The sequence below is a fragment of the Micrococcus sp. GPGPB33 genome (assembly GCF_037853785.1).
Classification (GTDB): Bacteria; Actinomycetota; Actinomycetes; order Actinomycetales; family Micrococcaceae; genus Micrococcus; species Micrococcus luteus.
Genome location: NZ_JAQMWO010000002.1, coordinates 2355832 through 2381501, shown reverse-complemented (window position 1 = coordinate 2381501; position 25670 = coordinate 2355832). Strand labels below are relative to the sequence as shown.

Genomic DNA, 25670 nt, shown 5'->3' with positions numbered 1-25670 from the left:
TAGACTGGAGGCCATGAGCTCTCCCGCCCCCACCGCCCCCCGCCCGGACGGCCGCGCCGTCGACGAGCTGCGCCCCATCACCATCACCCGGGGCTGGTCCCGGCAGGCGGAGGGCTCGGCCCTGATCGAGTTCGGGAACACCCGCGTGCTGTGCACCGCCTCCTTCACCGAGGGCGTGCCGCGCTGGCTCAAGGGCGAGGGGACCGGCTGGGTCACCGCCGAGTACGCGATGCTCCCGCGGGCCACCAACGAGCGCAGCCAGCGCGAGTCCGTCAAGGGCCGGATCGGCGGGCGCACCCACGAGATCTCCCGCCTGATCGGCCGGTCCCTGCGCGCCGTCATCGACCTGTCCGCCCTGGGGGAGAACACCATCGTCCTGGACTGCGACGTCCTCGACGCCGACGGCGGCACCCGCACCGCCGCCATCACGGGCGCCTACGTCGCCCTCGCCGAGGCGGTGGCCTGGGCGCGGCGCGAGGGGATCCTCGCGAAGGGCGCCGCCGTCCTCAAGGACTCCGTCGCCGCGGTGTCCGTGGGCATCGTGGACTGGGTGCCCGTCCTCGACCTGCCGTACGTGGAGGACGTGAAGGCGGAGACGGACATGAACGTGGTCGTCACCGGGGCCGGGGAGTTCGTGGAGGTGCAGGGCACCGCCGAGGGCGCGCCGTTCACCCGCGCCGAGCTGGACACCCTGCTGGACCTGGCCCTGATCGGCACGGGTGAGCTGGCCCGCGTCCAGGCCGAGACCCTGGCCGCCGCCACGGAGGACCGGGCGTGAGCGCGCCCGCCTCCTCGTCGGCGGGCCTGCCGGAGGGCGCCCGCATCGTGCTCGCCACGCACAACGCGGGCAAGGTGCGCGAGCTGCGGCAGCTGCTCGCCGGCGCCGTGCCCGGCCTCGACGTGGAGGCCGCGGTGGTGGACGCGGGCGCCGTGGGCGCCCCGGACGTCGTCGAGGACGGCGTCACGTTCGCCCAGAACGCGCTGAAGAAGGCCCGCGCCGTGGCCGCGCACACGGGGCTGATCGCCGTCGCGGACGACTCCGGTCTGGCCGTGGACGTGCTGCACGGCGCCCCCGGGATCTTCTCGGCCCGCTGGGCCGGGCGCCACGGGGACGACCGTGCCAACCTCGAGCTGCTGCTGGCCCAGCTGGCCGACGTGCCGGACGAGCATCGGGGTGCCCAGTTCGTGTGCGCCGCCGCGCTCGCGGTCCCCAGCGGCCCGGACGCCGCGGGCGCCCGGGCCATCCACGTCGAGCACGTCGAGCACGGCCGCCTGCCCGGCACGCTGCTGCGCGAGCCCGTGGGGGACGGCGGCTTCGGCTACGACCCGATCCTGCGGCCCGAGGGCCGGGACGTGTCCACCGCGCAGCTGAGCCCCGAGGACAAGAACGCGATCAGCCACCGGGGGCACGCCTTCCGCGCCCTGCTGCCCTACCTGGTGGACGCGCTCGACGCGCGCCCGTGAGCGGCGGGCGCGTCCCCGTGCCGGGGCTGGACTTCACCGCGATCGACTTCGAGACCGCCAACGGCTTCCGCGGCTCCCCGTGCGCCGTGGGCGCCGTCCGGTGCGGGACGGGGTCATGGTGGACCGTGCCGAGTGGCTGATCCGTCCGCCCGTCGGCTTCGACCGGTTCGATCCCCGCAACGTGCGCATCCACGGCATCACCGAGGACCGCGTCCTGGACGCCCCCGGTTCGCGCAGGTGTACGACGAGCTCGCGGACTTCGTGGGGACGGACGTGCTCGCGGCGCACAACGCGGGCTTCGACGTCGGCGTCATCGAGTCCGGCCTCGAGGTCTCCGGCCGGGACGTGCCGGGCCTGGAGTTCGTGTGCACCCTGGTGCTGGCGCGCCGCGTCTACGACCTGCCCTCGTACGCCCTGCCCTCCGCGGCGCGCGAGGCCGGGTTCACCCCGGGGCGCCACCACGACGCACTGGCCGACGCCGAGGCCTGCGCGGCCATCCTCGTGGACATCGGCCGGCGCGTGCTGGGGGCGCCGCCGGCCGACGCGGAGATTCTGCCCGGGCTGACCGACGCGCCGGCCGGCCGCGGCGTCGACCGCCTGATGCGGGCCCAGGGGCTGAGCGTCAGCGTCCTCGCCCCCCGGGCGGCGGGATCGGGCGCCGAGTCGAAGGCCACCCGCCAGGCCCGGCGTACCGAGGGCGTCTTCGACGCGCGGGTCCCGCTGCGGGACGAACGCGCCATGCCCGACTTCATGCGCTGGCCGGACGAGGGCGTCAATCCGCTCCCGAACCCGGCCGCCGACCCGGGCCACCCCCTGTTCGGCCAGACCGTGGTGTTCACGGGCGGCATCGGCATGTCGCGTCAGAGTGCCAAGACGCGCGCGGCCGCGCACGGCGCGCAGACCGCGAACCGGGTGGGCGCGGCCACCACGATGCTCGTCGTGGGGGACGGCTTCGAGGCCGCGGACCTGCACCGCCCGCGCGCCGAGGACGGGGCACCGCAGGCCGTGACCACGGCGCTGGCGCACCGCAAGACGCGGGACGCCCTGCGCCGGCGGGACCGTGGGCAGGCCATCGCCCTGGTCTCCGAGGGGGAGTTCCTGCAGATGCTCGACGGGAACTGGCCGGACGCCGCGCGCTGAACCACTCAGGTGGTCGCGGCGCTCCAGCGCCGGGCGGCCTCCAGGACGACCTCGCGCTCGGCGATCCACCCCGGGACGGAGGCCTCGGCCGCGGCGCGGTCCGCGGGGTCGTGCGCACCGAACACGGCGGTGCCGTGCGCCACGCCGAGCACCTGCCCGGCCAGCGAGGCCGTGGAGTCGGAGTCGCCGTCGTGGTTCACGCCGATCCGCAGCGCCAGGGCGAGCGCCGCCGCCGGATCGGCCGGGTGCACCGCCTGCGCGGTGAGCGCGGCATACAGCGCGATCGCCAGGGCCTCCTCCGCGACCCAGCCCTCGCCGAGCGCGGTGGGGAGGGCGCCGGGGGCGCCGGGGTCGGCGTCGACGGTGCCGGCCAGGTCGACCGCCGCGGTCACGGCGGCGCGGGTCTCCGCGGCCTCCTCGCCCAGGCCGTCGAGCCACGCGCGGGCGTGCGCGACCGCGGCGGCCAGGTCCAGGCCGCGCAGCAGGGCCGCGATGACGAGGGCGTACGCGCCCGCCGCGACCCACGCGGTGGGGTGGCCGTGCGTGAGGACGGCCCCCTGGCGGGCGAGGGACACGACGTGCGGGTCCTCGAGCCCCGGCACCATCCCGTACGGGGCCGAGCGCATGACCGTCCCGCAGCCCTTCGAACCCGGGTTGTGCGGGTCGCCCGGCAGGCCCATCCCCGGTTCGGCGAGCCCGGTCAGGCACGCGGTGCCCGGCGCGCGGCGCACCTTCAGCTCCGCGTGCGCGTCGATCCAGCGGGGCGGGGCCGGGGGAGCGCCCTCGGGCAGCGCGCCGTCCTGCGTGGCGAACCAGCGCAGGCACGCGAGCCACACGCACGCCGCAGGATCGGCCGGGACGCCGTCGTTCTGCCACTCGATCCACTCGAGCAGGCCGTCGAGCACGTACAGCGTCAGCTGCGTGTCGTCGGTGATCGGCAGGGCGTGGGCGCCCTCCTGGGCGAGCAGGTCCGCGGCGTCGGTGACGCCGGCGGGGCCGTGCACCGCCGCGATCCCCGACGCGGGGGTGAACTCGACGACGCCGCCCAGCGCGTCCCCGGCGGCACCGGCCGCGAGGAGGGCCAGGACCCGGTCGGCGTGCTCGGGGCCGGGCAGGGGCGTGGACGAGGAGGCGGTGGGCTCGGGCGCGGTGGCGGACATGCCGCCATCGTACGAGCTGCACCGCGTCGTGCTTATCCCGTCCACACCCTCCCTAGAGTGGGCCGCATGATCCTGCTGCACACCTCGGACTGGCATCTGGGCCGGTCGTTCCACGGCACCGGGCTGCTCGAGGCCCAGGAGGAGGTCCTGGACGCCCTCGTCGCGACCGTGACGGAGCGCGGCGTGGACGCCGTCCTGCTGGCCGGGGACGTGTACGACCGCGCGCTGCCGCCGGCGGACGCCGTCCGGCTGCTGGACCGGACGCTCACCCGGCTGCACGCGGCCGGCGCCCAGGTGGTGCTCACGAGCGGCAACCACGACTCGGCGGTGCGCCTCGGCTTCGGCGGCGGACTCCTGGCGGCCGCGGGCGTGCACGTGCGCGCGGACGCGGCGGAGCTGGACCGCCCCGTGCTGCTCACCGAGCCCGGGGTCGACGGCGGCGCGGGCCAGACCGTGGCCGTCTACGGCATCCCCTACCTCGAACCGCGCCACCAGGGACCGGCCTGGGGCGTGGAGCCCCACCACACGGCCGTGCTGACGGAGGCGGTCCGCCGCGTCCACGCCGATCTGGCCGCCCGCCGCGCCGAGACGCCGGAGCCGGTGGCCGCCGTCGTGCTGGCCCACCTGTTCGCGGCCGGGGGCCACGGCTCCGAGTCCGAACGGGACATCGGCGAGGGCGAGCACGTCGAGCCGGACGCCCCGCCCGAGATGCTGGTGGGCACGCTGGGGCAGGTGCCGGTCTCCGTGTTCGACGGGCTCGACTACGCGGCCCTGGGCCACCTGCACGGCCGCCAGCGGCTGGCAGAGCACGTGCGGTACTCCGGCTCACCGCTGCCGTACTCCTTCTCCGAGGCGGGCCACCGCAAGGGCGGCTGGCTCGTCCACGTCACGGGCGGGGCCGTCACCGACGTCGAGGCCGTGGACTGGGACGCCGGACGGCGCCTGGCGGTGCTGTCCGGGCCGATCGAGGACCTGCTGGAGTCCCCGGAGTTCGCGTGGGCGGAGCAGTGCTGGGTGCAGGTCACCGTCACCGACGACGAACGCCCCGAGCGGGCCCTGGAGCGCCTGAAGACCCGGTTCCCCTCCGTGCTCGTCTTCCGCCACGAACCGGCCGGCGGGAGGCGGGCCCGGGAGCGGACCTACGCCCAGGTCCTGCGGCAGGCACCCTCGGACCACGCGCTCGCGGTCGGTTTCGTGGACCACGTCCGGCAGCGGCCGGCCAGCGGGGCCGAGCAGGACCTGCTGCGGGACGCCCTCGAGGCCGCTCGCGCGGGGGAGGTGCGCGCATGAGGATCCATCGGATGCGCCTGGAGGGGCTCGGGCCCTACGCCCAGGCGCAGGACGTCGACTTCGACCGGCTCAACGCGGGCGGCCTGTTCCTGCTGGACGGGCCCACCGGCGCGGGCAAGTCCACGGTGCTGGCCGCGCTGTGCTTCGCCCTCTACGGGACCGTGCCGGGCGGACGGTCGGCCGAGTCGCTCGTGACCACGCTGCGCGAGCCCGGCGCGGTGATCCCCGAGGTGCAGGTCGAGTTCACCGTGCAGGGCCGGCGCTTCGAGGTGGTCCGCTCGCCCAAGCACGAGCGGCCCCGCCGGAGACGCAGCGCGGCGGGCGGCGCCACCGTCACCACGCAGGCCACGGTCTCCCTGCGGGAACGCGTGGACGGGGAATGGACGGCGCCGCTCACCCGGGCGGACGAGGTCGGCCAGCAGATCGCGGCCGTCCTGCACCTGGACGCCGAGCAGTTCATGCAGGTGGTCCTGCTGCCCCAGGGACAGTTCGCCCAGTTCCTCACCGCGAAGTCGGATGAGCGCCGCGTCCTGCTGCGGCGGCTCTTCGGCACGCAGCGCTTCGACGGCGTCGAGGAGCACCTGCGCGTCGAGACGGCCCGGCTGGACACCGCGGTGGCCGTGGACGCGGACGTGGCCCGGACCGCGCGGGCACAGCTGGCCGAGGCGCTCCACGAGGCGCTCGGCCCGGACTGGCATGCGCCGGAGCCGTCACCGGACACGGACGACCGGCTGCTCGGCCTCGCCGCCGAGCGCGCAGGTCGCGCCCACGAGGACGCGCGGGCCGACCTCGCCACGGCCCGCGCCGCGGAGCAGCGGGCCCGGGTGACGGCGCGTGAGCTGGAGACCCGCGGGCGGGACCTGGCCGCGGCCGAGGCGTGGGCGAGCCGTCGACGCGACCACGACGCCGAGGCCGAGACCGCCGCGGCGCGGCGCCGCGCCGTCGACGCCCATGAGCGCGCCGGGCGGGTGCTCGCGGCCGCCCAGCGGGCCACCGCGGCGGCGGACGCCGCCGGCACCGCGTCGGAGACGGTGACGGAGGCCCTGGCGCACGTCGAGGACGAGCCGACCGCGGCGGCGTGGCTCGCCGCCGCCCGGGCGGACGGGGCCGCCGACGCGCCCGCCTCCCGCCAGGCGCTGGGGGAGGCCGAGCGCGCCGCGGAGGCGGTGGCACGCGCCGTCCAGGACCGTGCCCGGATGGGCGAGCTGGAGCAGGAGGCGGCCGCCGCGGCGGAGCGTCGGGCCGAGATCGGCCGCGACCGCGCCGCCCTGGTCGAGTCCCGCCCCGAGCGTGAGGCGGCCGTCGCGGCACACCGCGCGGCCGTCGAACGCGGCACCGAGCGTCTCGGCGCCCGGGAGGCCGTGGACCGCGCCGTGTCCGAGGCCGCCGCTCGCCGCACGGCCGCCGAGGCCGCGGCCGCCCGCGCCGTCGAGGCAGAGACCGCGGCCCGGGCCCACCGGGAGGCACAGGAGCGGCGACGCGAGGCCGCCGAACGGCACGTCGGTCTGCTGCGTGCCCGGTACGAGCAGGCCGCCTCCGAACTGGCGGAGCGGCTCGTGCCCGGCGAGCCGTGCGCCGTGTGCGGCTCGCCCGAGCACCCGGCCCCGGCCGCCACCGCGGACACCACGGTGACCGAGGCGGACGTGCGGGACGCCGAGCAGGCCCGGACCGCGGCCGACCGGGCCGCGACCGACGCCGAGACCGCCCTGCGCGCCGCCGAGCAGACCCTCCGCACGGCGCGCGAGGCCGCCGCCGGGCTCGCACCCGAGGCCGCGCGGGAGGCGCTCGAGCGCGCCGAGGCCGAACGGGCCGCGCTGGACCAGGCGGCGAAGGACCTCGCCGCGGACCGCCGGCGGCTGACCGCCGCCGAGAAGACGCTCGCCGGGGCCGACGAGACCGCCGCCGCGCTCGCGGCCGAGGACGGTCGGCTCGCCGAGGCCGCCGCCCACCGTGCCGCCCGGCTGACCGAGCTGCGGGACGCCGTCGAGGCCGCCCGCGGTGACGCCGAGACCCTCGACGCCCGCCGCGACCAGGTCACCGCCGCACGCCGGGTCCTGGCCGCCCTCGCTGCGGCGCAGGACGAGGACGCGCGCGCCCGGGCGGTCGCCGACGAGACCGACCAGGCGCTCACCGCCGCGCTGGCCGAACAGCACTTCGACGACGTCGACGCGGCGCGCGCGGCCCGCCTCGAGGAGACGGAGGCCGCCGCGCGCACGGCCGCCGTGCAGGAGTGGCACGCCGAACGGGCCCGCCTCGCCGAGCTCGAGGCGAGCGAGCCCGTCCGCCGGGGCCGCGCCCTCGCCGAGGCGGGCGTCGAGCCGCCGACCGAGGAGCAGACCCGCGCCGCCGCCGAGGCGCTCGCCGCGGCCGAGGCCGCGAGCTCGTCCCGGGCGACGGCGGTCGGGCGACTCGATTCACTCGTCGCCACGGTGCGCCGCCAGTCAGCCGCCCTGACCGAGGTCCTGGAGCGGTCCGCCGGGCTCATCGCCGAGCACACGCGGGTGCGGGGGCTGCTCGACCTCGTCCGCGGCGGCGGGGAGAACCTGCTCAAGATGCCCCTGACGAGCTACGTCCTCGCCGGGCGGCTCGAGGAGGTCGCCGCCGCGGCCACCGAGCGTCTGCTCGCCATGACGGACCAGCGGTATTCGATCGAGTACTCCGACGCCGTGGGCGGGCGCGGGAACAAGGGCCTCGAACTCGTCATCCGGGACCACTACGTGGACGAGACGCGCCACCCGGCCACGCTCTCGGGCGGCGAGACCTTCATGGCCTCCCTCGCCCTCGCCCTGGGGCTCGCGGACACCGTGCAGGCCGAAGCCGGCGGCATCGAACTGGACACGCTCTTCGTGGACGAGGGCTTCGGCTCGCTCGACGCGGACACCCTCGACGACGTCCTGGACGTCGTGGACACCCTGCGGACCGGTGGCCGGACCGTGGGCCTCGTCTCCCACGTCGAACGGATGAGGCAGGAGATCGGCGTGCGCCTCGAGGTGCGCAAGGACCGGCGCGGCTCGAGCCTCGCGGTGCACGACGGCGCCTGAGCGGCGGGGGTGCGCCCCGCCGCCCCGGCCCGCGCCGGGCGGGCGGTCAGGCCCGGCGCCACCGCCGGCGGAGGCGCTGCCGGAGTCGGCCGAGGCGTCCGGCGTCGAGCTCGGACGGGGCCGCCCAACGCTCCTCAGCCCGGCGCGCCTGCTCGGCCGCGCGCTCGGCCGCGACGCGCTGCGCCTCCCGCTCGGCCGCGACACGGCGCTCCTCCTGCAGGCGGCGCTCCCCGCGGACCTCGGTGAGCCGGTACAGCACGGGCACGAGCACGAGCGTGAGCAGGGTGGAGGACACCAGGCCGCCCACCACGGCCACCGCGAGGGGCTGGGAGATGAACCCCGCGTGCCCCGTGACGCCCAGGGCCATCGGGGTCATGGCCAGGACGGTGGCCAGGGCCGTCATCACCACCGGGCGCACGCGGTTGAGCGCGCCCACCTCGATCGCCTCGTCCAAGGTCATGCCGCGGTCGCGGCGGTACTGGTTGATCAGGTCGATCAGCACGATCGCGTTCGTCACCACGATGCCCACCAGCATGAGCAGCCCGATCATCGTGGACAGTCCCAGCGGCGTGCCGGTGGCCAGCAGCGCCAGGAACACGCCCGTGGCGGCGAAGGGGATCGACACGAGCAGCACGAGCGGCTGGCGCAGCGAGTTGAACGTCGCCACCATCACGACGTACACGGTCGCCACGGCGGCCAGCAGCGCCAGCCCGAGGTCCCGGAACGTCTGCGCCTGCTGCTCCGCCGCGCCGCCCACGGCCGCGGTGACGCCCTCGGGCAGGTCCAGCTCCGCCACGGCCTGCGTGACCCGGCGCGAGACGGCCCCGAGGTCCTCGTCGTCCGGGGTCACCGTGACGACGGCGGTCCGCTCGCCGTTCGAGGACGTCACCCGGGCAGGTACGGACATCCGCGAGACCTCGGCGAGGTCCCCCAGCGGCACGGGCCCCTCGGCCGTCTCCACGGGCACCTGGCGCAGGGCGTCGAGGGACTCGACCGGCTCCGGGTCACCCAGCTGCACCGCGAAGCTCTCGAACCCGAAGCGGACCTCGCCCACGGGCACGGCCTGCAGGGCGGCGGCGGCCTGGCCGGCCACCGCCTCCTCGGTCAGGCCGAGCCGGGCGGCGGCGACGGTGTCCACGTCCACCTGGAACGTCGGGCGCAGGTCCGAGGCCGGCGTCGTCACCTCGCGGGCACCCTCGACGGGCCGCAGCGCCTCGGCGACCTGATCGGCGGCCGCGGTGAGGGCCTGCGGGTCGGGGGCGGAGACGGACACCTCGATGTCCTGGCCGCCGCTCGGCCCCTGCTGCGTGGAGACGGACACGTCGCCCACGCCGTCGAGACCCGTGAGCTCGGCGCGCACCCCGTCCTGAAGGGCCACCTGGTCCGCATCCGGGTCGGTCACCACCGTGAACCGCGCCCGGTCCGCCGAGGAGCCGCCGAAGGCCCCCATCGGACCGGCGGCGGTGCCGGCCGTCCACTGGACCGTCTCGACGCCGTCGGTGTCCAGCAGCACCCGCTCGATGCGCTCGGCGGCGGCGGCCGTCGTCTCCAGCGACGCCCCCGGCTCCTGCTCCGCCGTGACGACGAACGAGTTCTGTCCCGAGTCGCCCAGGAGGTTCGTGGGGATCAGCGGGACCAGCGCGGCCGTGCCGGCCAGCAGCGCCAGGGCGGCGGCGAGGGTGACCACGGTGTGCCGCTGTGTCCAGCGCAGCACCGGGCGGTAGGCCCGGGTGAGCCATCCGCCGGCCGCCACGGGCCGGTCGCCGGGGACGGCGGGCGCGGCCGTGGTCTCGGCCCCGCGCCGCGGGGAGCGCAGGAACCACCAGCACAGCACCGGCACGATCGTCAGGGCGACGACGAGGGAGGCCAGCAGGGCGACCGTGGCGGTCACGGCGAAGGGCCGGAACAGCTCGCCGGCCAGGCCGCCCACGAAGGCGATGGGCAGGAACACGGCCACGGAGACGAGGGTGGAGGCGGTGATCGCGGTGGCGACCTCGCGCGTGCCGTCCAGGATCGCGGTGCGCCAGTCGGCACCCAGGCCGAGGTGCCGGCGGATGTTCTCCACCACCACGATCGCGTCGTCCACGACTCGGCCGATCGAGATCGTCAGCGCCCCGAGCGTCAGCGTGTTGAGGGAGTAGCCGAAGGCCGCCACCCCGATGAGGGCGGCCAGCAGGGACAGCGGAATGGACACGGCGGTGACGAGGGTGGAGCGCACCGAGAGCAGGAACACGGCGATCACCAGCACGGCGAACGCCAGGCCCAGCAGGCCCTCCTGGAACAGCGTGTCGATGGACTGCTGGATGAACGGGGCCTGGTCGAACACCACGGTCAGGTCCGCGCCGCCGCCGACCAGGGACGCCAGCTCCGGCAGGGCGTCGCGCACGGCCTGCGAGACCGCCACGAGGTCGGCGTCCGGGGTCGCGGTCACGGAGACGGACAGCGTCGGCACCCCGTCGGTGCGGGTCAGGGACGTGGGGGCCGCGGCCACGAGGGTGACGTCGGCGACCTCGTCCAGGGTGCGCGGTTCGCCGTCGCCGGAGGGAGCGACGACGATCCCGCGCAGGCCCTCGAGGTCCTCGACGGCGGCGCCCGCCTGGACGGGATAGGTGGTCGCCCCCTCGGTGACCTGGCCGACGGGGAAGAGGCCGGCGTTCTCCTCGAGTGCGTCGGTGATGTCGGAGGTGGTCAGCCCGGCGGCGGCGAGCGCGGCCGGGTCCGGGACCACGGAGACGTTCTCGTCCGTGCCGCCGAGGACGTCGGCGCCACGGACGCCGTCGATCTTCTGCAGCCGCGGGGCCAGGACGTCCTCGGCGCGGCGGCGCAGGGTGTTGAGGTCCTCGTCCCCGGACAGGGCGAGGAAGACCACCGGGAAGTCGGAGACGGAGCCCGCGAAGGACGAGGTCTCCGCCTCCTCCGGCAGCTGCGGCCCCAGGTTGGCCACCACGCGGTCCACCTGGGACCGGGCCCGGTTCAGGTCTGTGCCGTAGGCGAACTCCAGCTGGACCGCGTTGAAGCCGGACTGCGACGTGGACCGCGAGGATTCGAGCCCCTCCACGGCCTGCAGGGCCGTCTCGAGGGGCTCGCCCACCTGAGCGTCCACGACCTCGGGGGACGCCCCCGGGTAGAGCGTCGAGACGGAGATGACGGGCAGCTCGAGCGGGGGGATCAGCTCCCGCTTGAGCTGCCCGGCGGAGAGGACGCCGAACACCGCGATGAACACGGTGACGAGCGCCACGAGCGCCCGCCGACCGAGTGAGAACCGTGCGAGCGCTCCCATCGGGGCGTCAGGCCAGCTTCAGTGCGGCGTCCGTGACGGTGCGGACCTCGTCCAGCAGCGCCGGGTCGTCGTTGAGCGTGTGGCCCAGGGACGGGATGAGCTCCTTGAGCGTGCCGTCCCAGCCGGCCATCTTCGCGGGGAAGCAGCGCTCGAGCAGCTTCACCATGATGGGGGCCGCGGTGGAGGCGCCCGGCGAGGCGCCGAGCAGGCCGCCGAGCGAGCCGTCCGCGTGCGTGACGACCTCGGTGCCGAACTGCAGGACGCCGCCGAAGCGGCCCTTGCGCTTCATCACCTGCACGCGCTGGCCCGCGGTGATCAGCTCCCACTCGCCGCCGTCGGCCTCCGGGTAGAACTCGTGCAGCGCGTCGATCTTCTTGTCCCGGGACTTCAGCACCTCGGTCACGAGGTACTTGGTCAGGTCCATGTTGTCCTTGGCCACGTCCAGCATCGTGCTGAGGTTGTGCGGGCGCACGGACAGCGGCAGGTCCAGGTAGGAGCCGGTCTTGAGGAAGTTCGTGGAGAACCCGGCGTAGGGGCCGAACAGCAGGGAGCGCTTGCCGTTGACGAAGCGGGTGTCCAGGTGGGGCACGGACATCGGCGGGGCGCCGACGGCGGCCTGGCCGTACACCTTGGCCATGTGCTGGTTGACCACGGACTCGTCCGTGCAGCGCAGGAACTGGCCGGAGACCGGGAAGCCGCCGAAGCCCTTGGCCTCGGGGATGCCGGACTTCTGCAGCAGGGGCAGGGCGCCGCCGCCGGCACCGACGAAGACGAAGCGGGCGCGGTCCACGAGCTCGGAGCCGGCGGCCTTGTTCTTGACCTTGACCTCCCAGCGGCCGTCCGTGCCGCGGGTGAGCCCGGTGACCTTGTGACCGAAGCGCACCTCGGCGCCGGCGCCGGCCATGGCCGTGATGAGCTGGCGGGTGAGGGAGCCGAAGTCCACGTCGGTGCCGCCGGTGTTGCGGGACGCCGCCAGGCGCTGGCCCGGCTCACGGCCCTCGATCAGCAGCGGGGCCCAGGCGCGGATCTGCTCCGGGTCCTCGCTGTGCTCCATGCCAGCGAACAGCGGCTGGGCGGACATGGCCTCGTAGCGGGCGCGGAGGTAGTCCGCGTGGTCGTCACCCCACACGAAGGACATGTGCGGCAGCGGGTTGATGAAGGACTTGGGGTCCTTGAGCGTGCCGTCCGCCACCAGGGAGGACCAGAACTGGCGGGTGGTCCAGAACTGCTCGTTGATGCCCAGCGCCTTGGTGACGTCCACCCGGCCGTTCTTGTCCATGGGCGAGTAGTTCAGCTCGCAGAGGGCGGCGTGGCCGGTGCCCGCGTTGTTCCACGGGTCGGAGGACTCCAGGCCGGCCTGGTCGAGGCTCTCGTACAGGGCGATGGACCAGGTGGGCTCGAGCTTCTGCAGCAGCACGCCCAGGGTGGCGCTCATGATGCCGCCGCCGATCAGGACGACGTCGTGGGTGGCGGTGGACGAGGTGGTGGGCACGGTCAACTCCTGAAGCAGAACGACGGCGGGTGGGCGCAGTGCGACCAGGCCGAGCAGTGGCGGTCGGGCCGGGCGCCGTGATCTCCCACTGTACTACCGGTGCGTTCAGCCTTCGGTCAGCCTGACGCGCGAGAAGGGCTCGTCCAGCTGCGGCGACGTCGGGTAGGAGGCCACGCGCGGGCCGGTGGCCAGGGCCGAGATCGGATAGACCAGCGGCAGCGCCGGCAGGTCGAGGGCCATGGCCCGGACGACGCGGCGGAACAGGGCGCGGCGCGCGTCGTCGTCGGTCTCGGCCGCGGCCGCGTCCACGTCCTCGACGACGCGCGGGTTGCGGTAGCCGGTCTCGGCGCGGCCCGAGCGCGCGAAGGGCTCGAGGAACGCGTGCGGGTCGCGGTAGTCGCCGGTGCGGCCCATCAGGTGCAGGGCTCGGGTGGGTCGGGAGACGACGGCGTGCAGGTAGTCCTGGTCCTCCGGCACGGGCACGGGCACGATGTGCATCCCCACCGCGCCGAGGTCGCGGGCGACCATCGCGTAGACCCGCTCCGGCTCGGGCAGGGAGGGGCGGGCCGTGCCGGCCGGGTAGAGGAACTCCAACGGCTCCCCGTCGTATCCCGCCAGGCCGAGGAACTCGCGGGCCCGGCCCGGGTTGACGTCGTAGCGCCGCGCCTCCTCGTCGCCGACGCCGAGGGAGGGGGGACGAGGTCGTGGGCCAGGCGGGTGCCCTCGAGGAAGACGTCGCTGCCGGCGATGCGCGGGCGGTCCACCGCGTACGCGATCGCCTGGCGCAGGTACTGCGAGCGCACGCGCGGGTGGTCCAGGTTCATGCCCACGTAGAGCACGCCCAGGGGGTCCCGGGGCAGCACCTGGGTGCCGGCCTCGACGAGGGGGCGCAGCTGGCCGGGGGCGACGACGTCGATCACATCCGCCGTGCCGCGCCGCAGCTCCCGCAGGCGCACGGAGGCCCGACCCCACGCCTGCACGGCCACCGGGTACGCCGCCGGATCGGAGCCGCGGTGGCGGGCGCTGGGGACCAGGATCGTCGCGCCCGAGGCGCCCGGGTGGGCGCGCGTGAGCTCGGCGGTCTCCGCGGCGTCGGCCCAGCGGTAGGGGCCGGTGCCGGCGGGGGTGGTGACCTCGGAGCCGTCCACGTCGACCGTGCGGTCCCACGAGGCCGGCGAGGAGATCGCGAAGGCCGGCGAGGCCAGCGCGGCCGCGAGGTGACGGCGGGGGGAGTGCAGGCGCAGCCGCACCTCGAGCTCTCCGCGGGCCTCGACGCCGGCGAAGGCGGAGTCCGCGTCCCCGGCGTATCCGCCGAAGGCCGAGACGAACGAGGAGGGCGGGGCGACGGTCCCGTCCACGGGCGCGGGGGCGGCGGCCCACCGCTCGATGTTCGCGACCACGGCGGCGGCGTCGCACGGCTCGCCGTCGTCGAACACCACCCCGGAGACCAGGTGGAACGTGTGGAGGCGGCCGCCGTCGGACTCCTCGTGCCGCTCGGCGAGGCGGGGCGTGGGGGCGCCGGTGTCCGCGTCCACGCCGAGCAGCGTCTCGAAGACCTGGCGGATCAGACGGAAGGACTCGACGTCCAGCGCGCGGGCCGGATCCCGCGTCAGCGCCCGCGCCGGGGCGCCGACCACGAGCAGCCGGCTCGGGCCCGAGGAGGTCGGGGCGGCGGAGGACGGCGCCGCGGGCGACGTCGCGCAGCCGGCCACGCCCAGGCCGAGCAGGCCCAGGCCCCCGCCGAGGAAGGCGCGGCGAGTGGGCTGCATGGCGGCCTCCTGTGGCGGGTGACGTCGGGGTCGGGCGGGTCCGGGGAGTGCGGGCGGGGGGACTCGAACCCCCACGTCCAGGACACTGGAACCTAAATCCAGCGCGTCTACCAGTTCCGCCACGCCCGCGCACACCCCGCGCGGGCGGGGCGAGGCCCGATCCTACCGTGCGGCGCCCGGGCGCGGCGGGCGCGGATCAGGCCTCGTCGAGGCCGAGGGTGCGGCGCAGTCGGGCCACGTGGCCGGTCGCCTTCACGTTGTACTGCGCGTGGGTGACCTTCCCGTCCGGGCCGACGACGATCGTGGAGCGGATCAGACCCTCGAAGGTCCGCCCGTAGTTCTTCTTCTCACCCCAGGCGCCGTAGGCCTCGGCCACCGCGTGGTCCTCGTCCGAGAGCAGGGGGAACGTCAGGCCCTCCTGCTCGGCGAACCGGATGATCTTGCCGATCGGGTCGGGGGAGATCCCCAGGACGACGTAGCCGGCCGCGGTCAGGGAGGCGAGGCTGTCCCGGAAGTCGCAGGCCTGCGTGGTGCAGCCGGGCGTGGACGCGGCCGGGTAGAAGTAGACGATCGTGTGCTTGCCCGCGCTGTCGCGCAGCGAGACGGGCCGGCCCTCCTGGTCCTGGAGGGTGAACGCGGGTGCCGTGTCGCCGGGCTGGAGGCGGTGCTGGGTCGTGTCGGTCATGGGCCCCAGCCTACGGTGGGCCCGGGCGGGGAGCGGGGACGACGAAGGCCCCGTCTCCGTGGAGACGGGGCCTTCGCTTCGGTGGGTGCACCCCCCGGGACTCGAACCCGGAACCTGCTGATTAAGAGTCAGATGCTCTACCGGTTGAGCTAGAGGTGCAGGTGCCGCACCGCCTCTCGGATCTCTCCGGTGCGCCGTGCAACGAGGTGAAACCCTACCAGGGGTTTCAGACGCCGCGCAAATCGGGGGGCGTGACGTCCGTCGCGTCCGTCTCCGGGGTCGCGTAGAGGCGGTCCAGTTCGTCCATGAAGGCGGTCATGAAGGCGTGGAAGTCGGTGGCGTCCTCGGCCTGGTCGAGCTCCGCGGTGCCGTCCTCCGTGAGGTCGCCCACCGGCACCCGCGTGTGCTCCGGGACGTCGAACCACGTCCGGAAGCCCGTGACGGTCTCCACCTGATAGCCGCTGCCCGTGTCCGCCACGGTGGCCACGTTGGCCAGGCCCACCTCGACGACGTCGGCGCGGTCCGTGGAGGCCTCGGTCACCGGGCCGTGCGGGTCGTCCTCGGCCACGCCCGGCGCGCGGCGGTCGTGGTCGTCCGGGGTGGAGGTGGGGTCGAACGGGCACAGCAGCATCTCGAGCGGCTGGTGGCGGTAGCCGATCACGAGGGGGGAGGAGGAGCCCGAGGGCTGGCCGTAGACGACGTTGTAGTCGCCGTGGTTGAACACGCGCGCATCGAAGACGCGGCGCAGCCGTCTGTGCAGGGTGGGCGTGTCCATGGGCCCAACGTACGCGGACCCGTCCGCGCGTGTCATGCTGCGGCACCCGTCACACGGGGACGTCGCGTCGGCCCGGTGGCGCCGTGCTCACTAGACTCCGCGGCATGGACTCCGCCGCGTCGACTCCCAGCACCCCGTCCGCCGCTCCCGACATCAAGCCGCGCTCGCGCGACGTCACCGACGGGATGGAGCGCACCGCCGCCCGCGGCATGCTCCGCGCGGTCGGCATGGGGGACGAGGACTTCGGCAAGCCGCAGATCGGCATCGCGTCGTCCTGGAACGAGATCACTCCCTGCAACCTCTCCCTGGACCGCCTCGCCCAGGCCTCGAAGGACGGCGTCCACGCCGCCGGCGGATATCCGCTGGAGTTCGGCACGGTCTCCGTCTCGGACGGCATCTCCATGGGCCACGAGGGCATGCACTTCTCGCTCGTCTCCCGCGAGGTGATCGCGGACTCGGTGGAGACCGTGATGATGGCCGAGCGCCTGGACGGCTCCGTCCTGCTCGCCGGCTGCGACAAGTCGCTGCCGGGCATGCTCATGGCCGCCGCCCGCCTGGACCTGGCGTCCGTGTTCGTCTACGCCGGCTCGATCATGCCGGGCGTGGCCCGCCTGACCGACGGCACCGAGAGGCAGGTGACCATCATCGACGCCTTCGAGGCGGTCGGCGCCTGCGCCCGCGGTCTCATGTCCGAGGAGGACCTGCTCCGCATCGAGAAGTCCATCGCCCCGGGTGAGGGCGCCTGCGGCGGCATGTACACCGCCAACACCATGGCCTCCATCGGTGAGGCCCTCGGCATGTCCCTGCCCGGTTCCGCCGCCGCCCCCTCCGCGGACCGCCGCCGCGACGCCTTCGCGCGCCGCTCCGGCGAGGCCGTGGTGAACATGCTCCGCCAGGGCATCACGGCCCGGGACATCATGACCAAGCCCGCGTTCGAGAACGCGATCGCCGTGACCATGGCGTTCGGCGGCTCCACCAACGCCGTGCTGCACCTGCTCGCCATCGCCCGGGAGGCGGGCGTGGACCTGCAGCTGTCCGACTTCAACCGCATCGCCGACCGCACCCCGCACATCGCCGACCTCAAGCCGTTCGGTCAGTACGTCATGACGGACGTGGACCGCATCGGCGGCGTCCCGGTGGTCATGAAGGCCCTGCTGGACGAGGGCCTGCTGCACGGGGACACCCTCACCGTCACCGGCAAGACCCTCGCCGAGAACCTGGCCGCGCTCGATCCGGACCCGGTGGACGGCAAGGTCATCCGGACCATGGACGACGCGCTGCACCCCAACGGCGGCATCGCGATCCTCCACGGCTCGCTGGCCCCGGAGGGCGCTGTCGTGAAGTCCGCCGGCTTCGATGCGGACGTCTTCGAGGGCACCGCGCGCGTCTTCGACCGGGAGCGCGCCGCCATGGACGCCCTCGAGGACGGGACCATCGCCGCCGGCGACGTGGTGGTCATCCGCTATGAGGGGCCGAAGGGCGGTCCGGGCATGCGCGAGATGCTCGCGATCACCGGCGCGATCAAGGGGGCGGGTCTGGGCAAGGACGTCCTGCTGATCACCGACGGGCGCTTCTCCGGCGGCACCACCGGCCTGTGCATCGGCCACATCGCCCCCGAGGCCGCCGAGGGAGGGCCGATCGGGCTGGTGCAGGACGGCGACCGCATCCGCGTGGACATCGCCGGACGCACCATGGACCTGCTCGTGGACGAGGCCGAGCTCGCCGCCCGCCGCGAGTCCTGGAAGCCGGTGGAGCCGAAGTTCACCACGGGCGTGCTGGGCAAGTACGCCAAGCTGGTGCACTCGGCCGCCGAGGGCGCCTACCTGGGCTGAGGGCCGGTCGGCCCGCACGCCGAGACGAGCAGAGGATGAGCATGCACGAGACCGACGCCCGGGCCGGGGGAACCCCGCCGCGTCCCGGGCGGGAGGCGCGCTGATGGAGGTCGTCATCCTGCCCGACGCCGCCGCCCTGGGCCGGCACGGCGCGGACGCGGTGGCCGCCCACGTGGCGGCCCGTCCCGAGGCCGTCCTGGGGCTGGCCACCGGTTCCTCGCCCCTGCCCGTCTACGACGAGCTCGCCCGCCGGGTCCGGGACGGGGAGCTGTCCCTGCGCTCCTGCCGCGCGTTCCTGCTGGACGAGTACGTCGGCCTGCCCGCGGGACACCCCGAGTCCTACCGCACCGTGATCGAGCGGGAGTTCGTCGCGCGCACGGACATCGCCCCGGAGGCCGTGCACGGTCCGGACGGCGGGGCGGCGGACGTCCCGGGCGCCTGCGCCGCCTACGAGGAGGCGCTGCGTGAGGCCGGCGGCGTGGACGTGCAGCTGCTCGGCGTGGGCACGGACGGGCACATCGCGTTCAACGAGCCCGGCTCCTCCCTCGCCTCCCGCACGCGCATCAAGGTGCTCGCCGAGCAGACCCGGCGGGACAACGCCCGCTTCTTCGACGGCGACCTCGACCAGGTGCCTACCCACTGCCTCACCCAGGGCGTCGGCACGATCCTCGACGCCCGGCACCTGGTCCTGCTGGCCCGGGGCGAGGGCAAGGCCGAGGCGGTGCGGCAGCTCGTGGAGGGCCCCGTGAGCGCGCGCTGGCCGGTCACGGCCCTGCAGCTGCACCCGCATGTGACCGTCCTCGTGGACGAGGCCGCCGCCGGGCGACTCGAGCTCGCGGGGGAGTACCGCCACATGTGGGAGGCCAAGCCGTCCTGGCAGGGCCTCTGAGCGCCCCTCGTCCATCGACCCGCCCACCCCGGAAGGTGCATCCGTGCCCGCCTCGGTCCCTCACCGGCCGCGCGCCGAGCAGGCGTCGCCGGCCGCCGCGTCCCCGTCGGTGCTGTGCGCGGACCGCGTCCATGACGGTGAGCGCCTCGGCGGCCCCGGCTGGATCGCCCTGGCCGAGGGCCGGGTGGTGGCCGTCGGGGGCGGGGACCCGCCGCGCACCCACGGCCCCGTACACGACCTCGGCGACGCCCTCCTCGCTCCCGGCTGCGTGGACGTGCACTGCCACGGCGGCGGCGGACACGCCTTCGAGTCCGGCGCGGCCGCGGCACGCGCGGCGGCCGCGGCCCACGCCCGTGCGGGCACGACCACGGTGGTGGCCTCCATCGTCACGGACGAGGTCGACGCGCTCGCGGCGCAGCTGACGGCCCTGACGCCCCTGTGCGCGGAGGGGGTGCTGGCCGGCGTGCACCTCGAGGGTCCCTGGCTCTCGCCCCTGCACCGCGGCGCACACCGGGCCGCGTCGCTGCGGGCTCCGGAGCCCGAGGACGTCGCTCGCCTCGTCGAGGTCGGCGCGGGCCACCTGGCGATGGTCACGCTGGCCCCCGAGCTGCCCGGGGCCCTCGACGCGGTGGGCCGGCTGGCGGAGGCGGGCGTCGTCGTCGCGATCGGCCACACGGACGCCTCCTACGAGACCACGCGCGCGGCGATCGAGGCGGGCGCGCGGATGGCCACGCACCTGCACAACGCGTGCCGGCCCGCCCACCACCGCGAGCCCGGGCCGGCCGTCGCCCTGCTGGAGGACCCGCGCGTGGGGATCGAGACCATCGTGGACGGCGTCCACCTGCACGCGGCCACGGTGCGGCGGGTCGCCCGGGAGGCCGGGGAGCGGTGGATCCTCGTCTCGGACGCGATGGCCGCCGCCGGCTGCGGCGACGGCGAGTTCCCCCTCGGGCCGCTGCGGGTCCGGGTCCACGACGGCGTCGCGCGGGTGGTCGGCGCAGACGGGGCCGCCGGGGCCATCGCCGGGTCCACGGCCACGGTCGCCGGCTCGGTGCGCTCCGCCGTCGCCGCCGGGGTCGACCTCGACGCCGCGCTGCGGGCGGCGACGGCCGCGCCCGCGGACGCCCTGGGGCTCCCCGACGTCGGCCGGCTCCGAGTCGGGAGCCGAGCGGACGCCGTCGTCCTCGGCCCGGAGCTCGAGGTGCGCGGGGTGCTCCGTCACGGAACGTGGGTGAAGGCGGCCGCCACCGCGGCGGCTGACTAGGGTGGGCTCAGGCCCGGGATTCGACCCCGACCGCCCGGTCGTCTCACGATGTGACGCTTTATCTCACATTGCGAGACAGGCGGGTGGTCGATGGCGGACGGGGCGCACGGCTGTCGATACTGATACCACCCCGAAGGACCCGGCGGCCCGTGTCCCCACCTCAGACTCCGCCACGCCGGCCCGATCCGTCATCGACGCGGCCACGGTCCCCGACGCCCGACGGATCCGAACGACGACCGTCCGACGCCCCCGCGACGGACACGCAGCGACGAACGCAGTGAGGTGACCCCATGAGCACGACCCCCCGCGACGCCCGCGCGGCGGTCCCGCAGGTCCCGACGCCGGCCTCCCACCCGACGGAGACCGCCCGGGTCCAGGAGCGCCGTCCGGCCCCCCGGCCCGAGATCGTCGAGCCGCGGGTGCCCGGCGAGGGCTCCCGCGTCGAGCCGACCCGGATGACCGGCTCCGAGGGCATCATCCGCTCCCTGGAGGAGCTGGGGGTCACGGACGTGTTCGGGCTGCCCGGCGGCGCCATCCTGCCGACCTACGACCCGCTCATGGACTCCGATCGGATCCGCCACATCCTGGTGCGCCACGAGCAGGGTGCCGGTCACGCGGCGCAGGGCTACCACCTGGCCACCGGCAAGGTCGGCGTGGCCATCGCCACCTCCGGTCCCGGCGCCACCAACCTGGTGACCGCCATCGCGGACGCCCACATGGACTCCCAGGCGGTCGTGTTCATCACCGGCCAGGTCTCCTCCGCCGCGATCGGCACGGATGCCTTCCAGGAGGCGGACATCGTGGGCATCACGATGCCCATCACCAAGCACTCCCGGCTCGTGACCCGGCCCGAGGACGTCCCCCAGGCCCTCGCCGAGGCGTTCCACATCGCCGCCACGGGCCGGCCCGGGCCCGTGCTCGTGGACGTCACCAAGGACGCCCAGCAGGGCGAGTTCGAGTTCGCGTGGCCGCCCCGGATCGACCTGCCCGGCTACCGCCCCGTCCTGCGCGGCCACCCCCGGCAGATCCGCGAGGCCGCCCGGCTGATCCGCGAGGCCCGGCGCCCCGTGCTGTACGTGGGCGGCGGCGTGGCCCGCGGCGAGGCCCACGAGGAGCTGCGCGCCCTCGCCGAGCTCACGGGCGCCCCGGTGGTCACCACCCTCACCGCCCGCGGCGTCTTCCCCGACTCGCACCCCCAGCACCTGGGCATGCCGGGCATGCACGGCGGCGTCCCCGCCGTGGCCGCGCTCCAGCAGGCCGACCTGCTGATCACGCTCGGCGCCCGCTTCGACGACCGCGTGACCGGTCACCTGCCCTCGTTCGCCCCCGGCGCCCGCGTGATCCACGCGGACATCGACCCGGCCGAGATCTCCAAGAACCGCACCGCGGACGTGCCGATCGTCGGCCACGTCAAGGAGATCATCCCGGACCTGGTGGCCGAGCTCGCGACGGACACCGAGGCGCTGCCCGACCTCGCCGACTGGTGGGCGGTGCTGCGGCGCCTGCAGGAGACCTACCCGATGGGCTGGACCGAGACCGAGGACGGCCTCCTCGCGCCCCAGGAGGTGATCTCGCGTCTGTCGGCCCTGTCCGGCCCCGAGGCCACCTACGTGGCCGGCGTCGGCCAGCACCAGATGTGGGTCAGCCAGTTCGTCGCCTACGAGCGCCCGCGCCAGTGGCTCAACTCGGCCGGCCTCGGGACGATGGGCTTCGCCGTCCCCGCCGCGATGGGGGCGCAGGTGGGCGAGCCCGACCGCGTGGTCTGGGCCATCGACGGCGACGGCTGCTTCCAGATGACCAACCAGGAGCTCGCCACGTGCGTGATCAACCGCATCCCCATCAAGATCGCGGTGATCAACAACTCCTCGCTGGGCATGGTGCGCCAGTGGCAGACCCTCTTCTACGACGGGCGCTACTCGAACACGGACCTGAACACGGGCCACGACACCGCCCGGGTGCCGGACTTCGTCAAGCTCGCCGACGCCTACGGCGCCGCGGGCCTGCGCTGCGACCGCCGGGAGGACCTGGACGACACCATCCGCCAGGCCCTCGCCATCGACGACCGCCCCGTGATCGTGGACTTCGTGGTCTCCCGTGACGCCATGGTCTGGCCGATGGTCCCCGCGGGGGTCAGCAACGACGCGATCCAGGTGGCCCGGGACATGACGCCCGACTGGGACCAGGAAGACTGAGGAGGGCAACCGATGGAACGCCACACCCTGTCCGTGCTCGTCGAGGACGTGCCCGGCACCCTGACCCGCGTGGCCGGCCTCTTCGCCCGGCGCGCGTTCAACATCCACTCGCTGGCCGTGGGCGTCACGGAGGTCGAGGGCCTGTCCCGGATCACCGTGGTCGTCGACGCCGACACGGACCTGCTCGAGCAGGTCACCAAGCAGCTGAACAAGCTGATCAACGTGATCAAGGTCGTCGAGCTCACGCCCGACTCCTCCGTTCAGCGCGACCACCTGCTCGTGAAGGTGCGCGCCGATGCGGCCACCCGCGGCCAGGTCGTCCAGGCGGCCGACCTGTTCCGCGCCCACGTCGTCGACGTGGCCCCGGAGTCCCTGACCCTCGAGGCCACCGGCACCCGTGACAAGCTCGAGGCCTTCCTCGAGATGATGGAGCCCTACGGTGTGCGCGAGCTCGTCCGCTCGGGCACCCTCGCCCTCGCCCGGGGGCCGCGGTCCATGACCGACCGCGCCCTGGCCCGCTGACCGTCCCGATCCACCCATCCCGTGAGGAGAACAGCATGACCGTGAAGAAGTTCTACGACGACGACGCCGACCTGTCGATCATCCAGGGCCGCACCGTGGCCGTCATCGGCTACGGCTCCCAGGGCCACGCCCACGCCCTGTCGCTGCGCGACTCCGGCGTGGACGTGCGCATCGGCCTCGCCGAGGGCTCCAAGTCCCGCGCCAAGGCCGAGGCCGAGGGCCTGCGCGTCGTCGACGTCGCCACCGCCGCCGCCGAGGCCGACCTGATCATGATCCTCACCCCGGACCAGGTCCAGGCCGACGTGTACGACCAGCACATCGCCGGCAACCTGCAGGAGGGTGACGCCCTCTTCTTCGCGCACGGCTTCAACGTGCGCTTCGGCTACATCCAGGCCCCCGAGGGCGTCGACGTCGCCCTGGTCGCCCCCAAGGGCCCGGGCCACGTGGTGCGCCGCGAGTTCGAGGCCGGCCGCGGCGTGCCCGCGCTGATCGCCGTCGAGAAGGACGCCTCCGGCCAGGCCCACGCCCTCGCCCTGTCCTACGCCAAGGCCGTGGGCGGCACCCGCGCCGGCGTCATCGAGACGACCTTCACCGAGGAGACCGAGACCGACCTGTTCGGCGAGCAGGCCGTGCTCTGCGGCGGCGCCTCCCAGCTCGTGCAGTACGGCTTCGAGACCCTCACCGAGGCCGGCTACCAGCCCGAGATCGCCTACTTCGAGGTGCTGCACGAGCTGAAGCTCATCGTCGACCTCATGGTCGAGGGCGGCATCGCCAAGCAGCGCTGGTCCATCTCCGACACCGCGGAGTACGGCGACTACGTCTCCGGCCCCCGCGTCATCACCCCCGACGTGAAGGAGAACATGAAGGCGGTCCTCGCCGACATCCAGTCCGGCGCCTTCGCGCAGCGCTTCATGGACGACCAGAAGGCCGGTGCGCCCGAGTTCAAGGAGCTCCGCGCCCGGGGCGAGGCCCACCCGATCGAGAAGACCGGCCGCGAGCTGCGCCAGATGTTCTCCTGGCTCAAGGACGCGGACGACGACTACACCGAGGGCACGGCGGCCCGCTGAGCCGCCCGAGCCCCCGACGCCGGCCCCGGGCATCGCGCTCCGGGGCCGGCGTCGCATTCCGGCCACGGTCCGGTCACGCGTCTAGGCTCGAACCGGAGCGCGGGCCGGCCCGCCTCCCATCCCACCGCACCACACCTCCAGGAGCACCCGTGAGCGCAGCCCAGCCCGTCGTCCTGATCGCCGAGGAACTCTCGCCCGCCACCGTCGAGGCCCTCGGCCCCGACTTCGAGATCCGCCGCACGGACGGCGCCGACCGCGCCCGACTCCTCGAGGACCTGCGCGACGTCGACGCGGTGCTGATCCGCTCGGCCACCCAGATGGACGCCGAGGCGATCGCCGCCGCGCCGCAGCTGAAGGTCATCGCGCGCGCCGGCGTCGGGCTGGACAACGTGGACGTGCCCGCCGCCACCGAGGCCGGCGTCATGGTCGTCAACGCGCCGACGTCGAACATCATCTCCGCCGCCGAGCTCACCTGCGGCCACATCCTGGCCGCCGCCCGCAACATCGCGGCCGCCCACGGCTCGCTGAAGGCGGGGAGTGGAAGCGTTCGAAGTACACGGGCGTCGAGCTCTACGGCAAGCGGCTGGGCGTGATCGGCCTGGGCCGCATCGGCGCGCTCGTGGCCGAGCGCATGAAGGCGTTCGGCATGGAGATCCTCGCCTACGACCCCTACGTGACCACCGCCCGCGCGCAGCAGCTCGGCGCGAGCCTCGTCGAGCTGGACGAGCTGCTCGAGCGCGCCGACGTGGTGACGATCCACATGCCCAAGACCCCCGAGACGGTCGGCATGATCGGCGATGAGCAGTTCGCCCAAATGAAGGACACCGCGATCATCGTGAACGTGGCCCGCGGCGGCCTCGTGGACGAGGACGCCCTCGCCCGCGCGCTCGAGGCCGGGACCATCGGGGGCGCCGGCATCGACGTCTTCAGCTCCGAGCCGGCCACGGACCTGGCGTTCTTCGCGCACGACTCCGCCGTCGTCACCCCCCACCTGGGCGCCTCGACCGCCGAGGCCCAGGAGAAGGCGGGCGTCGCCGTCGCCGGCTCCGTGCGCCTGGCCCTCTCCGGCGAGCTCGTGCCGGACGCCGTGAACGTGGCCGGCGGCGCGATCCACGAGGACGTGCGCCCCGGTCTGCCGCTGGCCGAGAAGCTGGGCCGCGTGCTCACCGCGCTGGTGGGCGAGCAGTCCATCACGGCCGTCGAGGTGGAGATCGCCGGTGAGATCGCCGAGCACGACGTCTCCGCGATGCGCCTGGCCGCCCTGAAGGGCGTGTTCACGGACATCGTCTCGGACCAGGTCTCCTACGTGAACGCCCCCGTGCTGGCCGAGCAGCGCGGCGTCGAGTGCCGCCTCACCACCACCGCGGTGTCCGAGTCCTACCGCAACACCGTCACGGTGCGCGCCGCGACCGCGCAGGGCACCCAGACCGCCGTCACCGGAACGCTCACCGGCCCGCGCCAGGTGCAGAAGCTCGTCGGTGTGGACCGGCACGAGCTCGAGGTGCCGCTGGCCGACCACCTGCTCGTGTTCGCCTACCAGGACCGCCCGGGCGTGATCGGCGTCCTGGGCCAGGCCCTCGGGGTGCAGGGCGTGAACATCGCCGGCATGGACGTCTCGCGCGACGACGAGCGCGCCGCCCTGGCCGTACTGACCCTGGACGGGGCCCTCTCCGGGGACACCGCGGCCACGCTGGCCGCGGCCATCGGCGCCGCCCGTGCGGCCGAGGTGGACCTCTCCGTCTGACCCGTCGACGCCCGGGCGGGCAACGCGGGGCCGGCGCGCGTCGCCCTGTGTTGAGATGGTGTCC

The 25670-nt window shown here is 74.8% G+C and carries 17 protein-coding genes, 2 tRNA genes and 2 pseudogenes; 12 read left to right on the top strand and 9 right to left on the bottom strand.

Annotation, left to right across the window (positions count from 1 at the left end; translation table 11 throughout):
• Positions 1–13: 13 nt before the first annotated feature.
• From rph to POD19_RS11260, 3 genes and pseudogenes are all read left to right on the top strand, one after another.
• Positions 14–778, top strand: a complete 765-nt coding sequence (gene rph / locus POD19_RS11270) for a ribonuclease PH (protein WP_144818326.1) — start codon at positions 14–16, stop codon at positions 776–778.
• Entirely contained in the window at positions 775–1464 is a 690-nt protein-coding gene (locus tag POD19_RS11265; RefSeq protein WP_044659188.1) for a non-canonical purine NTP pyrophosphatase, read from the top strand. Before rph ends, POD19_RS11265 begins: the two co-directional genes overlap by 4 nt.
• Positions 1461–2604, top strand: a pseudogene (locus POD19_RS11260) (exonuclease domain-containing protein). Before POD19_RS11265 ends, POD19_RS11260 begins: the two are co-directional and overlap by 4 nt.
• A 5-nt stretch (positions 2605–2609) precedes the next feature.
• On the opposite strand, the gene POD19_RS11255 reads toward POD19_RS11260, so the two are convergent.
• Positions 2610–3764, bottom strand: coding sequence for an ADP-ribosylglycohydrolase family protein (locus tag POD19_RS11255; RefSeq protein ID WP_049145222.1), 1155 nt, complete (start codon positions 3762–3764; stop codon positions 2610–2612).
• A gap of 66 nt (positions 3765–3830) precedes the next feature.
• Between POD19_RS11255 and POD19_RS11250 the strand changes: the two genes are divergently transcribed.
• Complete coding sequence (locus POD19_RS11250; RefSeq protein ID WP_069941941.1) at positions 3831–5054, top strand: exonuclease SbcCD subunit D; 1224 nt, start codon at positions 3831–3833, stop codon at positions 5052–5054.
• Positions 5051–8095: an AAA family ATPase gene (locus POD19_RS11245; RefSeq protein ID WP_119217399.1), complete on the top strand. Its 3045-nt coding sequence runs from the start codon at positions 5051–5053 to the stop codon at positions 8093–8095. Before POD19_RS11250 ends, POD19_RS11245 begins: the two co-directional genes overlap by 4 nt.
• A 46-nt stretch (positions 8096–8141) precedes the next feature.
• Here the strand turns inward: POD19_RS11245 and POD19_RS11240 are convergent, their stop codons facing one another.
• The 8 genes from POD19_RS11240 to POD19_RS11205 all read right to left on the bottom strand — a co-directional run bounded on the left by POD19_RS11240 (position 8142) and on the right by POD19_RS11205 (position 16096).
• A complete protein-coding gene (locus POD19_RS11240) occupies positions 8142–11375 on the bottom strand; it encodes an efflux RND transporter permease subunit (protein ID WP_340309476.1) in 3234 nt (1077 codons plus the stop codon).
• Between the two features lie 7 nt (positions 11376–11382).
• Complete coding sequence (locus tag POD19_RS11235) at positions 11383–12873, bottom strand: malate:quinone oxidoreductase (protein WP_241252040.1); 1491 nt, start codon at positions 12871–12873, stop codon at positions 11383–11385.
• A gap of 99 nt (positions 12874–12972) precedes the next feature.
• Positions 12973–13356, bottom strand: coding sequence for a hypothetical protein (locus tag POD19_RS11230; RefSeq protein ID WP_267714127.1), 384 nt, complete (start codon positions 13354–13356; stop codon positions 12973–12975).
• Entirely contained in the window at positions 13281–14636 is a 1356-nt protein-coding gene (locus POD19_RS11225; protein WP_340309475.1) for an ABC transporter substrate-binding protein, read from the bottom strand. The genes POD19_RS11230 and POD19_RS11225 overlap by 76 nt, the downstream gene beginning before the upstream one ends.
• Before the next feature lie 48 nt (positions 14637–14684).
• Positions 14685–14765 (bottom strand) — tRNA-Leu (locus tag POD19_RS11220).
• A 67-nt stretch (positions 14766–14832) separates the two neighbouring features.
• Positions 14833–15321 carry a thioredoxin-dependent thiol peroxidase gene (gene bcp, locus POD19_RS11215; protein WP_010078986.1) on the bottom strand — a complete coding sequence of 163 codons (489 nt, stop codon included), beginning with the start codon at positions 15319–15321 and terminating at the stop codon, positions 14833–14835.
• Positions 15322–15407: 86 nt separating this feature from the next.
• Positions 15408–15480: transfer RNA gene (locus POD19_RS11210), tRNA-Lys, on the bottom strand.
• Between the two features lie 67 nt (positions 15481–15547).
• Positions 15548–16096, bottom strand: a complete 549-nt coding sequence (locus POD19_RS11205; protein ID WP_095353806.1) for a hypothetical protein — start codon at positions 16094–16096, stop codon at positions 15548–15550.
• A 104-nt stretch (positions 16097–16200) separates the two neighbouring features.
• Between POD19_RS11205 and ilvD the strand changes: the two genes are divergently transcribed.
• The 7 genes and pseudogenes from ilvD (at position 16201) to serA (ending at position 25606) form a co-directional block, all read left to right on the top strand.
• Positions 16201–17928 carry a dihydroxy-acid dehydratase gene (ilvD, locus tag POD19_RS11200; RefSeq protein ID WP_340309474.1) on the top strand — a complete coding sequence of 576 codons (1728 nt, stop codon included), beginning with the start codon at positions 16201–16203 and terminating at the stop codon, positions 17926–17928.
• 103 nt (positions 17929–18031) lie between these two features.
• Positions 18032–18817 carry a glucosamine-6-phosphate deaminase gene (gene nagB / locus POD19_RS11195; RefSeq protein ID WP_063190340.1) on the top strand — a complete coding sequence of 262 codons (786 nt, stop codon included), beginning with the start codon at positions 18032–18034 and terminating at the stop codon, positions 18815–18817.
• 43 nt (positions 18818–18860) lie between these two features.
• On the top strand, positions 18861–20081 hold the full coding sequence (locus POD19_RS11190; protein WP_340309473.1) for an N-acetylglucosamine-6-phosphate deacetylase: 1221 nt from the start codon (positions 18861–18863) through the stop codon (positions 20079–20081).
• A 290-nt stretch (positions 20082–20371) separates the two neighbouring features.
• Positions 20372–22273: an acetolactate synthase large subunit gene (locus POD19_RS11185; RefSeq protein WP_340309472.1), complete on the top strand. Its 1902-nt coding sequence runs from the start codon at positions 20372–20374 to the stop codon at positions 22271–22273.
• 12 nt (positions 22274–22285) lie between these two features.
• The gene (gene ilvN / locus POD19_RS11180; protein WP_002854209.1) at positions 22286–22795 is read left to right on the top strand and encodes an acetolactate synthase small subunit; all 510 of its coding nucleotides are present in this window, start codon (positions 22286–22288) and stop codon (positions 22793–22795) included.
• Positions 22796–22830: 35 nt separating this feature from the next.
• The gene (ilvC, locus tag POD19_RS11175) at positions 22831–23862 is read left to right on the top strand and encodes a ketol-acid reductoisomerase (protein WP_010078979.1); all 1032 of its coding nucleotides are present in this window, start codon (positions 22831–22833) and stop codon (positions 23860–23862) included.
• A gap of 149 nt (positions 23863–24011) precedes the next feature.
• Positions 24012–25606: pseudogene (serA, locus tag POD19_RS11170) on the top strand (phosphoglycerate dehydrogenase).
• Positions 25607–25670: the final 64 nt, after the last annotated feature.